Source organism: Psychroserpens sp. BH13MA-6, assembly GCF_052983595.1.
Genome location: NZ_JBRJGE010000003.1, coordinates 178,217 through 191,614 on the forward strand (window position 1 = coordinate 178,217; position 13,398 = coordinate 191,614).

General features: G+C 37.6%; 9 protein-coding genes. 6 read left to right on the forward strand and 3 right to left on the reverse strand.

All coding sequences use genetic code 11. From position 1 onward, the window contains the following. Positions 1-2,007: a M1 family metallopeptidase gene (locus ACU8DI_RS07815; RefSeq protein ID WP_447112210.1), complete on the reverse strand. Its 2,007-nt coding sequence runs from the start codon at positions 2,005-2,007 to the stop codon at positions 1-3. Positions 2,008-2,114: 107 nt separating this feature from the next. Between ACU8DI_RS07815 and recG the strand changes: the two genes are divergently transcribed. After that, on the forward strand, positions 2,115-4,217 hold the full coding sequence (gene recG / locus ACU8DI_RS07820; protein WP_447112211.1) for an ATP-dependent DNA helicase RecG: 2,103 nt from the start codon (positions 2,115-2,117) through the stop codon (positions 4,215-4,217). A gap of 75 nt (positions 4,218-4,292) precedes the next feature. Here recG and ACU8DI_RS07825 read toward each other — a convergent pair whose 3' ends face one another. Then, positions 4,293-5,384 carry a DUF2911 domain-containing protein gene (locus ACU8DI_RS07825; protein WP_447112212.1) on the reverse strand — a complete coding sequence of 364 codons (1,092 nt, stop codon included), beginning with the start codon at positions 5,382-5,384 and terminating at the stop codon, positions 4,293-4,295. 160 nt (positions 5,385-5,544) lie between these two features. Here ACU8DI_RS07825 and miaE point away from each other — a divergent pair, with 160 nt between their 5' ends. Beyond that, a complete protein-coding gene (gene miaE, locus ACU8DI_RS07830; RefSeq protein ID WP_447112458.1) occupies positions 5,545-6,126 on the forward strand; it encodes a tRNA isopentenyl-2-thiomethyl-A-37 hydroxylase MiaE in 582 nt (193 codons plus the stop codon). Positions 6,127-6,134: 8 nt separating this feature from the next. Here the strand turns inward: miaE and ACU8DI_RS07835 are convergent, their stop codons facing one another. Beyond that, positions 6,135-7,358 carry a peroxiredoxin family protein gene (locus tag ACU8DI_RS07835; RefSeq protein WP_447112213.1) on the reverse strand — a complete coding sequence of 408 codons (1,224 nt, stop codon included), beginning with the start codon at positions 7,356-7,358 and terminating at the stop codon, positions 6,135-6,137. 202 nt (positions 7,359-7,560) lie between these two features. Here ACU8DI_RS07835 and pheT point away from each other — a divergent pair, with 202 nt between their 5' ends. The 4 genes from pheT to ACU8DI_RS07855 all read left to right on the forward strand — a co-directional run bounded on the left by pheT (position 7,561) and on the right by ACU8DI_RS07855 (position 13,374). Continuing rightward, positions 7,561-9,987, forward strand: a complete 2,427-nt coding sequence (gene pheT / locus ACU8DI_RS07840) for a phenylalanine--tRNA ligase subunit beta (protein ID WP_447112214.1) — start codon at positions 7,561-7,563, stop codon at positions 9,985-9,987. Between the two features lie 19 nt (positions 9,988-10,006). Further along, positions 10,007-10,507 carry a thiol peroxidase gene (gene tpx, locus ACU8DI_RS07845; RefSeq protein ID WP_447112215.1) on the forward strand — a complete coding sequence of 167 codons (501 nt, stop codon included), beginning with the start codon at positions 10,007-10,009 and terminating at the stop codon, positions 10,505-10,507. Between the two features lie 29 nt (positions 10,508-10,536). Further along, positions 10,537-10,905: a diacylglycerol kinase gene (locus ACU8DI_RS07850; RefSeq protein WP_447112216.1), complete on the forward strand. Its 369-nt coding sequence runs from the start codon at positions 10,537-10,539 to the stop codon at positions 10,903-10,905. 63 nt (positions 10,906-10,968) lie between these two features. Next, positions 10,969-13,374 (forward strand): DNA translocase FtsK, encoded by a 2,406-nt coding sequence (locus ACU8DI_RS07855; protein ID WP_447112217.1) that lies wholly within the window; start codon positions 10,969-10,971, stop codon positions 13,372-13,374. Positions 13,375-13,398 lie beyond the last annotated feature (24 nt).

Genomic DNA, 13,398 nt, shown 5'->3' on the forward strand with positions numbered 1-13,398 from the left:
TTATTCTTTTTTATATAGTTCTATCAAATTCTTGTAAGCTTCTTTTCGCTGCAATTCCTCCAACATAGTTTTAGCAAATTTCGAAAACCGCCAATTGTAATGCCTTGATGCCTCTACTAAACTCTCAATAGACTGTTTATCAAAAGCATCAAGCAGTTTTAAATAATTAAATGCATTCATCCTTAACTCAAACAACTGATTCGGCAAAGAGTAACTGATGAGTTCTTTTAATATTTGTTGTTTTTTTTCTGGCTGATACTCTAAGGTATTTAAATGCAATGCCAACCACAGCAACCGTACATTATAATTATTAAAACCCTTGACATCTTTTGTTTTTTCTAAGTACTTGACACGTTCTTGAGGAAAACTAACCCACAAATTGTACAAAGCCACCTCTTTGGTTAGGTATGACTTATCATCCAGTAAACTCTCATAATCCGATTTCAGTTGTGATGGAATTGTACTAACATATTGCGCGATTGCTTGACGCACTTTCAGACTGTTTTTAAAGGCATGCGTATCAATTTGCTCTGGCAACTGTGCCACAACCTTGATTTTGATTTCATCGGAAACATAAGACACTAAAACATCTTTACACTCAGAAGGACGTTCTTCACAATTAACGTTTAAATAGTCGTTCATAAACGAAGATTTCTTTAAACTCTTCACCATCGCGTCTTCAGGTAAATCGACATTAACCAACCAGCTATCAACAAATTCCGACAAATCCTGACCACTGGCACGCTCAACCTCCGATATAAAGTCTTTTGTCTCTACACTACCAAATTGATAGGCGCTCAAATACGCTCTGACAGCAGATTTAAAAGCGCTGTCACCAACTTGCTCCCTTAACATATGTAAGACCCACGCTCCTTTTTTATAAAATGTTGTACTGCTTGATTTGGGATTCAACAAAGAAGTTCCCTCACCCCTTGACTCTTGAGCTAGCAATTCCTGAGCGTTCTCAAACAACTGCCAATAATAATGCTCACCTCCAAACAAATGACGCTCAGCCAACAAGGCATAATAGGTCGCAAAACCTTCTTGCAACCAATGATGCTCTCCAGATTTAGCCGTCACAAGATTACCAAACCACTGATGCGCCAACTCATGTGCATTAACTGTAATGTAGTTTTTATCATTAAACGCGATAGAATCCACAACGTAACTATCCGAAAAAATAGTCAAACTTGCATTTTCCATTCCAGAATACAAAAAGTCTTTCACTGGCACCTGTTTATAATTTTGCCATGGGTAAGAAAATCCTATTTCTTCCTCAAGAAAATCAAACATTTCTTTGGTATAACGATATGTAGGCTCCACGTTCAAGGAGTCTTCAGGGTAATAGTAATATTCTAAAGGAATACCACTTTTAGATAGCTCTGTTTTTTTGTCATATTGACCCATAGCTAGAGCCACAAGGTAACTAGACATAGGCCTGTTCATCTCATAAAACCAATGTTCTACAAATCCATCATCTATGTAGTTCACAAGCTTTCCATTGCCTATTGCTTTTGTACCAGGCGTCGAGGAAATGACCAGATTAAAAATAATTTTATCGTTGACATCATCAATACTGGGCAACCAATGACTTGTATATTTACCTTGACCCTGCGTCCATACTTGATCAATAGTGTCACCTTCTTTACTCACAAAATACATGGCTTTTTTAGGTCTCACTTCGGCAGCAAAACTTAAGACATTATTTTTTGACTTCTTAAATTTTTCCTTGAGCACCAGATGCTTGCCAGTATTGTGAATCTCAATAGGCTTATTATTTAAATACACATCATAAAACGTCATATCTTTTGCGTCCAAAAAAATAGAATCTGTGCGTTTTAAAACATCAAATGTTGCTTTGTATTTAAAAATATTGACGTTTTCAATATCCGTATAATCAAATAATACATTGGCTTCAATCTTCTTAAAATCCACGTAATTAGTTTGCTGTGCGACTGTAAATCCACTGAAAAAAAACGCAAAAACGATAAACACAAATAACTTCATAGGTAGGCTTTATCAAAGACAAGACCAAAGTACAATTTTTAAGAAGAACAGAAAAGTTCCAAGGCTTTGAGATGATAATTTAAGGAAGAATTAATTAAATTCGCTCTATGAGTTCCAATCTTCAAACTTCAATTGATTACCTTAAAGGCGTAGGACCAAATCGAGCAGATTTACTACGAAGTGAGCTTGGCATTCACACCTATCAAGACCTGATCAATTTATTCCCTAATCGCTATTTAGACCGCACTAAATATTATAAAATTAGCGAGCTGCAACGAAACAGCTCTGAAGTTCAAATAATTGGAAAAATCACGGGATTTCAAGAGGTCGCCCAAAAACGTGGCAAGCGTTTAGTAGCAAAGTTCCAAGATGACACTGGCAGCATGGATCTTGTTTGGTTTCGAGGACAAAAATGGATTCGTGAGAGTATCAAAACAAACACGGAGTACGTTATCTTCGGAAAGGTCAATTGGTTTAATGGCGTTTTTAACATGCCACATCCAGAGTTAGAATTACTGAGCTCACATGAAAAAAGCCTACGTTCATCAATGCAGGCTGTTTACCCTTCTACGGAAAAACTCAGCAACAAAGGTATCACTAATCGGGTATTGACAAAAATTATACAAAGCCTCTTTTTAGAGACCAAAGGTCGCTTCATTGAAACGCTTCCTGAAAATTTGATTTCAGAACTCAAACTACTACCTAAAAGTGATGCGCTTTTTAATATTCATTTTCCTAAAAATCAAGAGCTCTTAGCGCGCGCAGAATTTCGATTGAAATTTGAAGAATTATTCTATATTCAACTGCAACTTATTCTGAAAAATCTCATTCACAAATCTAAAATAAAAGGGTTTCCATTTGAGTCGGTTGGAGACTATTTCAACACGTTCTACAAAACGCATTTACCCTTCGATTTGACCAATGCCCAAAAACGGGTTTTAAAAGAAATTCGACAAGACTTAGGAAGTAATGCGCAAATGAATCGCTTGTTACAAGGTGATGTGGGATCTGGCAAAACCATAGTCGCGTTCATGTCAATGCTGATGGCGCTTGACAACGGTTTTCAAGCGTGTTTAATGGCGCCAACTGAAATTTTGTCAGTCCAACACTATAACGGATTATTAGAATTATGTAACAAATTGAATATCAGTATTAAAATACTTACTGGTTCAAGTAACACTTCAGAAAGAAGAAAAATTCATGAATCCTTAGAAAATGGTGACTTACAGATCTTAATTGGCACGCATGCGCTTCTAGAAGATAAAGTAAAATTTAAAAATTTAGGCTTGGCAATTATCGATGAGCAACATCGTTTTGGTGTCGCACAACGATCAAAATTATGGAAAAAAAACACCTCTCCTCCACATATTTTGGTGATGACCGCGACACCCATTCCAAGAACTTTAGCGATGTCATTATACGGTGATTTAGACATCTCAATAATTGATGAATTACCGCCTGGCAGACAAGCGATAAAAACGGTTCATCGTTATGACAAAAACCGCTTAAAAGTCATGCGATTTATGCGAGATGAAATAGAGAAAGGTCGACAAATATATATTGTTTATCCACTCATACAGGAAAGTGCTGCGTTAGACTATAAGGATCTAATGGATGGTTATGAAAGCATTGTTAGAGAGTTTCCTCAACCTAAATATCAAATATCTATTGTTCATGGAAAAATGAAACCTCAAGATAAAGAATATGAAATGCAGCGATTTGTTCGTGGAGAAACGCAAATCATGGTTGCAACAACGGTAATAGAGGTTGGCGTTAATGTTCCAAATGCATCGGTAATGATTATAGAAAGTGCTGAACGCTTTGGCCTCTCTCAGCTACACCAACTTAGAGGTCGTGTTGGACGAGGTGCTGAGCAGAGTTATTGTATTTTGATGACTGGACACAAATTGAGTCAAGACAGTAAAACACGCCTCGAAACCATGACGCGAACCAGCGACGGTTTTGAAATTGCTGAAGTTGACTTGAGATTGAGAGGTCCAGGTGACCTTATGGGAACGCAACAGAGCGGCATTTTAAACCTTAAAATAGCCAATATTGTAAAAGACAAAGACATTTTACAAAGCGCACGTTTTCATGCCAAACGTATTTTAAACAATGACCCTTCGTTGAGTTTATCAGAACATCAGGTTATTCTGAATACCTACCGGCAATTGAGCAAGTACAAGAACATCTGGAATTATATTTCATAAAAAATGCCCAACTTAAATTAAAGCTGGGCAGAAAACATCGCTGAACGTTTTTTGATTGATTTGATGGTTATATGCTTATAAAGCTCCCAATTCCTTAAGGTGTTTTTCTGAATTAGCCTTTACATTAGCTGGTGGATTCATAGACAATGACTTTTTGAAATTTTTAATCGCTTCTCTTTTATTTCCCATGGTTTTATAAGCCTCACCCAAACTATCGTAAACATTTGGGTTATCAGGATTTAATTGAACCGCTTTTTTAAAGTAAGTCAGCGCTCTTTCATAATCTTTAGAAGCCAGCATTTGATACCCCAAAGTATTTAACTGATTCACATTTGCCATCGAAGCAGCTTCATCCATAATTGTAGCATAAGCATCAGTTTTACCTTGCTTCTTTAATATTTGTGCTTTTATCGCTAAATTATTGAAGGTTTTCTGACTAAAAAACTGACCTGCAATGGCTTTCTCAATCCAACCTAAGGCTTCGTCGAGATCTCCGTCATTGTTCAGCGCATAGTTGGCGGCTTGCTCCCAATTTTGACGTTGAAATCCAAATTGACCTTTCGACTTACTCCTGAAATCTTCCAAAACGATTTCTGTCACATCAAATGAGACTTCAAACGGAAAGGCTTTCTTCCCCCAAGCCAAAGAGGCGGTGGCACTATTTGGCTCCACTGTATGAAACTCAAACGTCAATAATTCGTGATGCGGCACTGAAACAGTCGAAATATCCGCTCTCAAGGCATCTTGTCCTTTCTCATAGAAATAACTTCCCCAAGCTTCAGCATCTTTCGACAAAATTAATGTCGCTGTGTCATCTTCACGAACTTCTAGATGCAATCCGTAAGTACCCGCTTTTATGGGCTTCCCTTCTACTTCCGCATCATGAGAAAAAGTGATGGTCGTATTTTCATTAGCACCTGCACGCCAAGGCGCAGCTGTAGACGTTCCAAATCCTAAATTATTCATTCCATACGGTACTAATTTACCCCAAATTTCTCGTCCGTTAACACTAGGTCTAGAATAGGTAATCGTTATATCAGACACACCAACTCTCTGTGATACAGTCGCAAATTGACTGCCACGTGGCGTGTTTAATTGGGCAAAAGTACTCATGCTTAAGAGCAAAAACACATAACTCAAAAATTGCGTCATTCTTTTTTCTTTCATAATTGATTGATTTTAGTTGATTTAATTATCAAACAAAGTAGACACAAATGTTATTGACCTGTGTTACAGACTTGTTAAAGACACCTTCAATAATGTTAATTAACATTTAACTTGTAGGAATTTTATAAGTACCTTTATCAAAAATCACACAGGTATGAGCATGTTACACCTCAAGCTAGAAACTGATCCTCGTTGGGCTACCATAGCCGAAGAGCATATCGAAGAAATATTGACAGATCATGCTTGGTGTGAGCAAAAAGCAGCTACAAATGCGATCACCATTATTATTCAAAATCCGCAATATGAGGACATGGTCACCGACTTACTTGAATTAGCCAAAGAAGAGTTGGAGCATTTTCAAATGGTACACAACATTATAAAAAAACGTGGCTATGTTCTCGGAAGAGAACGTAAAGACCATTATGTCAATGAATTATATAAGTTTATGAATAAGGGTGGTAATCGCCTTCAAAGCATGGTAGACCGTTTGCTATTTTCCGCAATGATTGAGGCCAGAAGCTGCGAACGTTTCAAACTCCTATCGCAGCGAATTAAAGATGAGGAACTTTCAAAATTTTATTATGACTTAATGGTGAGTGAAGCTGGGCATTACACAACCTTCATCACCTTTGCACGCAAATACGGAAAAGGTATTAATGTCGATCAGCGCTGGCAAGACCTCGTGGCATTTGAAGGAGAACTCATAAAGAGTTACGGCAAATCAGAATCCATTCACGGCTAACTCATAAATCAAAGCGCATCCTCAGCAAGTAATTGATCTATAAAGCTTGAAAATTCCTCTTTGAACTCTTGGTACTTTTCGCCAGTAGCTGGACCATTAAAACCTGTATGAATCTTTCTTACCTTACCTTTTTTGTCAATAAATATAGAAGTTGGATAAGACAATACATGATTCAGCATTGGCAATTTTTCTTGGGCTTTAGACTTACTAGAAGTGCCATATTGAGCTAATAAAATGGGATATTGAATCCCAAGATCTTTTTGCAAACGATCAATGCTTTCGAAGGCTTTTTCCTTCGTTTTAGCATATTCGAAAGCCAAGGCTACAAACGCAATATCCTTTTCAGCATTGGTATCGTAAAATTCAGAATAATAACGACTCTCATCTAAGCAGTTTGGACACCAACTTCCCATGATTTGTACCACAACGACTTTATTTTTAAAACGATTGTCAGAGAGCGACACCAGTTGGTCATTACTATCTGGAAACGAAAATTCCAAAGTCTCATAGCCTTCTTTCAAATAGGTTAAATCATTGGCGTCTGGCAATTCAAAATCCGAATTTCTTTTAGCCTCAAAAGGCTCTTTCCAATGATTTCCCGAATAAAACATCCCAGTCATGGTTGAATCGGTGACTTCCGCAGTAAACAAAAATGCATGAGCGCCATCAAAAGCCGAAAGCTTCATGATATTCCCATCCATCACGCCCTCCAAAAAGCGATAATCACCTGTAGTGGTCCTAAAAGTCCCTGTAACTTTAGTGCCTTCTTGTTGAAATATGCCTTTGGCCATATAGGTGTCCGATTCGGAGTTCGGACTAAAAATCGTCTCCCATGCTCCCGAAACATCCATGGCATTCGACGTGTTTTCAAGATCAAAACGTGTTTCTATACCGTATTCGGCAGAAAAAGGAACAACGCGATCCAAACTTTCTTTGATATAGGAACCTTCAAGCCTATGGTCTTTTACAACCGCCTTGATATAACCTTCAAAAACAGGCGCTCTAAACGTAATGGTATCTTCGTTATAACGAATATCAGTCACCATAATCACTTCATCTGCATTAAAAATTTTCAACGCATTACGAGAAGTTACTTCAAAATTAAAAGGCAATATTTCAGTCTCAGTCAATTGCAACTCTGCTCGCCAAACCCCTTCTTTCAAGGCATCTGGACGATTGATATTACAACTTACACATAGAATTAAAGCAGTGAGAATGATTAGTTTTCGCATAGGATCATCTTGATTTAAAAATGAAATAGTCTCTACAAATATATAACACTTACAAAAATCGACTATTATAACCTTTCACAGCCTTTTATTCAACATGAAAATAGACCTACATCAAAAATTATGATAACAAGAGAATTTTTATACAAATGTTCCTCTTGAAATTATTAGTATTATTATCTTTGGCATCTGATAAAATAAGACAATGAAGATATCTTACAACTGGTTAAAACAGTTTTTAAAAACCGATTGGACTGCAGAGAAAACAGGAGAACTACTAACCGATTTAGGTTTAGAAATAGAAGGCATCGAAGATTTCCAATCTGTTAAGGGAGGTCTTGAAGGCATTGTAATAGGCGAAGTGATTACTTGTGAGCAACATCCAAATGCTGACCGTCTGAAAATCACAACTGTAGATATCGGTAAAGATGAACCCTTGCAAATTGTTTGTGGCGCACCCAATGTTGCGGCTGGACAAAAAGTACCTGTAGCCACTATTGGCACCACACTTTATACTGAAACTGGAGAGGCTTGGACCATTAAAAAAGGAAAAATAAGAGGTGAAGCGAGCCATGGTATGATTTGTGCAGAAGATGAATTAGGTTTGGGTAAATCTCATGACGGCATCATGGTCCTTGATAAAAAGTTGAAAGTGGGAACCTTGGCGTCAAAAGTCTTTGAAATTGAAAACGATCAAGTTTTTGAAATTGGCTTAACCCCAAATAGAGCTGATGCAATGAGTCATTATGGTGTTGCGCGCGATTTAAAAGCAGGCTTACTTCAAAAAGACATACATACCGAATTAATTACGCCTTCCGTAAGTTCCTTTCACGTAGATAGTAGGACCTTAAAAATAGATATTGATGTTAAGAATTACGACTTAGCACCAAGATATTGTGGACTAACCATTACTGGATTAAAAGTTGAAGATTCGCCTCAGTGGTTGCAAAATCGTTTAAGAGCGATTGGGCTCACACCAAAAAATAACGTTGTAGATATCACGAACTACGTCCTTCATGAGTTAGGACAACCACTACACGCCTTTGATGCCGCAAAGATTAACGGTAATAAAGTGATTGTAAAAACGCTTCCAGAAGGGACAAAATTTAAAACTTTAGATGATGTCGAACGCGAATTAAGCGCAGAAGATTTAATGATTTGCGATGCTGAGAAACCAATGTGTATCGCGGGTGTTTTTGGAGGAGCACACTCTGGCGTATCTGAAGGCACGACGAGTATTTTTCTGGAAAGTGCTTATTTCAATCCGGTGAGTGTTCGAAAAACAGCAAAACGTCATGGATTAAATACAGATGCGTCTTTTAGATTCGAAAGAGGCATTGATCCCAATATTACAGATTACGCCTTGAAACGTGCCGCTCTTCTCATATTAGAGATTGCTGGTGGTGAAATATCAAGTGACCTATTGGATTTTTATCCAAAGAAAATAGAGGACTATCAAGTCAGGATGAGTTTTGACAACGCTAAGAAATTGATTGGAGAGGAAATCCCTAAAGAAGTCATCAAACGCATTTTAACATCACTCGACATTAAAGTCAATAATGTTACTGAAGCCGGCTTGGGACTTACCGTTCCTGCGTACAGAAATGATGTCCAACGAGAAGCTGATGTGATAGAAGAAGTCCTGCGTGTTTATGGTTATAACAACATAAAAACTACAGAAAAACTGAATGCTTCTATTTCAAACACCTCGAAATTTGAGGATTATAAGCTTCAGAATATTGTTAGTAATCAATTAACGGCACAAGGATTTTTTGAAACGCTTTCAAACTCCTTGACCACTCCAAAGTATATTGCATTGAGTGAGCAATTGAAAGATGCTCATAATGTTGAAATGCTGAATCCATTAAGTAACGACCTGAGTGTTATGCGTCAGAGCCTCTTATTTTCAGGTTTGGAAGTCGTAAATTACAACATCAATAGAAAACGTGATAATCTAAAATTATACGAATTCGGAAAAACCTATCACAACTTTTCAGAGCATCGTGAAGAGCAAAAGCATTTAGCGCTGTTATTAACGGGAAACAAAAACACCTCGCGTTGGAACGCTCCTGTTCAAAAAAGTGATTTTTTCTACCTAAAAGGTATCGTGAACAGCACCTTAGATCGCTTAGGCCTATCGAATGTAAAGGTCTCTCCAGTAAAGAATGATCTGTTTAGTGAAGGAATCAATTTGTCTTTGGGAAAAACCCAATTAGTAACGTTTGGTATTGTGACTAAAAAGGTATTGAAGCATTTCGGTATTTCTCAAGAAGTCCTTTACGCTGACTTTAATTGGGACAATGTGCTGGAAGCAGCAAAGCATAACGATATTAAATTTAAAGACATTCCTAAATATCCAGAAGTTCGTCGTGATTTTGCTTTATTATTAGACGAAGAAGTCACTTTTGAGGATATTGATAAAATTGCCATGCAAACCGAAAAGCAGCTCCTCAAAGATGTCGACCTTTTTGATGTATATCAAGGAAAAAACCTTCCGAAGGGCAAGAAAAGCTATGCTGTAAGTTTTACCATTCAGGATGAAAAGAAAACCTTGACCGACAAACAAATTGATAAAATAATGAAGAAGCTTCAAGCTAATTTTGAAAAGCAGCTTGGTGCAGAATTAAGATAAATAAAAAAACACGAACAACATGGCCAAAATAACATTAGGTGGCAATCCATGTCACACCTCCGGATCCTTGCCAGAAGTAGGCAGTAAAGCACCAGAATTCAATTTAACATCAACCGAATTTAAAACCGTATCACTACAAGATTTTAAAGGTCAAAATGTTATTCTAAACATTTTTCCAAGTATCGATACAGGCGTTTGTGCGCAATCTGTTCGCACCTTTAATAAAGAAGCTGCTGATTTAGACAACACGAAAGTGCTGTGTATTTCAAGAGATTTACCGTTCGCCATGGCACGATTTTGTGGCGCAGAAGGACTTGACAACGTGATCAGCTTATCCGATTTTAAAGATGGTCATTTCGGCAAAAATTATGGTGTAGACATCGTAGATGGTGGCTTTGAAGCATTACTGTCGCGTTGTGTGGTTGTCGTTGATAAGGATGGAAAAATCATCCATACCGAACAGGTCTCTGAAATTGGCGATGCGCCTAATTACGACGCAGCCCTAGAAGCTTTGAAATAGCACAGAGTCTCTAAGACGACTCCCAAATCATGGCAAAAAAAGAATCCTTTTTGATGAATCGGCTTAAAAGCATTGGTTATGCTTTTAAAGGTGCTCTCTATTTGATAAAAACAGAATCCAGTATAAAAATACAAGTGGTGATAGCCATTCTGGTGACGTTGGCTGGTTTCTATTTTGATATTTCTAAAACGGAGTGGCTGTTTCAAATTGCATTTATTGGGTTGGTTATGAGCTTAGAAGGCGTCAATACTGCAATTGAGTATCTTTCAGACTTTGTACATCCCGACATGCATGCCAGTATTGGTCGCATTAAGGATATTGCGGCTGGAGCGGTTTTTATTGCAGCAGTATCGGCAACAATTGCTGCTATGGTGATTTATATTCCGAAGTTGTTTTAAATACTATTACGTTAGGATAAACGTTAGTAATTTGTATTTTTGTTTGATACTAATAACCCTTTAATGGCGAAGAAAAAAACCAAGACCAAAAGCAAAGCTAAGACCACGCCTAAATTTAAAAAACCGAGCTTTAAACTTACCAGTCAACAGAAATTAATTGTTGGTAGTTTATTGATTATTCTTGGGGTTTTAATGTTTATAGCTTTTCTTTCTTTTTTCTTTACTGGAAACGCTGATCAAAGCACACTTTCTGAAATGTCCTCTCGCGACGTTAAGGCTGAAAACTGGCTTAATAAGGTAGGTGCTTGGGTAAGTGATTTATTTATCAACAAAGGTTTTGGAATTTCATCATTTATATTTTCAGGTTTATTTTTTCTGTCTGGCATTTACATCACCTTAGATATAAACAAGGGACGCTTACGTCGCCATTGGATTTGGGGAACATTGATTGCTATTTGGCTTTCCGTTTTTTTCGGATTTTTCGCAAGTACCTATGACACTTTGGGTGGTACCATCGGTTTTGAGATGAATACCTTTTTTCAAGATTATATCGGTAAAATAGGTACGGCCTTATTATTGCTTTTTGTGCTGATTTCTTATTTAGCCATTCGCTTCGGTATTAACGGTGAATCGTTTGTAAGACTATTTAAAAGTGCCAAACGCGACATAACAAATGAAATAAAAACAGCTGAAGACGACCAACCTTTTGTCGTTGACAATGATCTTACGGCTGAAGCTGAAGACATTAAATCCGCATTTGATTTAGATGTTAAAGATCAAGAACCTGAACATAAAAAAGAGGGCACTACGACGCCTCAACCTAAAGAAGACCTGGAGCCCAAATTAAAAATGGAAGTCTCTGAAACAAAGAAAGACGACCCAGATTTGGATATTGAAATAGAAACCGTAGAAGAAGAAATCTCTGAAAGCGACAATCTTTCAGATAAATTAGTTGAAGATTTTGGACAGTTTGATCCCACGCTTGAGCTAAGCAAATTTCAGTTTCCACCATTAGACCTGCTGAAGAAATACGACACAGAAGGGATCACCATTAATCAAGAAGAATTAGAGGAGAACAAAAACCGTATTGTTGAAACCCTCAACAACTACAAAATTGGTATTGCAAGTATCAAGGCCACTATTGGTCCCACAGTAACGCTTTATGAAATTGTCCCTGAGGCTGGAGTTCGTATTTCTAAAATCAAAAATCTAGAGGACGATATCGCACTGTCGCTTTCAGCTTTAGGTATCCGTATCATTGCGCCTATTCCAGGAAAAGGAACCATAGGTATTGAAGTCCCTAACAAAAATTCTACGATTGTTTCGATGCGTTCGGTCATCGCCTCTCAAAAATTCCAGAAGTCTGATATGGAACTACCAATTGCATTTGGAAAGACCATTAGCAACGAAACCTTTGTGGTAGATTTGGCGCGAATGCCTCATATGTTAATGGCTGGTGCGACAGGTCAAGGTAAGTCTGTAGGTTTAAACGCTGTTTTGACCTCACTGCTTTACAAAAAGCATCCAGCGGAAGTCAAATTTGTCTTGGTGGATCCTAAAAAGGTGGAATTGACTTTGTTTAATAAAATAGAACGTCATTATTTAGCAAAATTACCAGATAGTGAAGAAGCCATTATCACAGATAACACGAAGGTGATCAACACATTAAATTCGCTGTGTATTGAAATGGATAATCGGTATGAAATGCTGAAAAATGCCATGTGCCGAAATATTAAAGAGTACAATACGAAATTTAAAGCTCGAAAATTAAATCCTAATGACGGACATCATTTCTTACCTTACATCGTATTGGTTGTTGATGAATTCGCCGATTTGATCATGACGGCAGGTAAAGAAGTGGAAACACCCATTGCGCGTCTGGCTCAGTTGGCTCGTGCGATTGGTATCCATCTAATTATAGCGACACAGCGTCCTTCAGTAAATGTCATTACGGGAATAATTAAGGCAAACTTCCCAGCACGTATTGCTTTTAGAGTGACATCTAAAATAGATTCACGTACCATTTTAGATGGTTCTGGAGCAGATCAATTGATTGGTCGTGGTGATATGCTCTATACACAGGGTAATGATATTACACGTATCCAATGTGCTTTTGTCGATACACCTGAAGTAGAAAAAATCACCGAATTTATCGGTGGTCAGAAAGCCTATCCTGAAGCCTATTTACTGCCAGAGTACGTTGGTGAAGAAAGTGGCACAAGTCTTGATAATAACATTGAAGATAGAGACAAGTTGTTCAGAGAAGCAGCAGAAATTATTGTCACCGCTCAACAAGGTTCTGCGTCCTTATTACAAAGAAAGCTCAAGTTAGGTTACAATAGAGCTGGACGTCTCATCGACCAACTGGAAGCAGCAGGTATTGTAGGTGGCTTTGAAGGCAGTAAAGCACGACAGGTGTTGATACCAGATTTAGTAGCTCTTGACGAGTTGTTAGCAAATGAGAATTAAATTGAATGATAATATTTCCGTAGA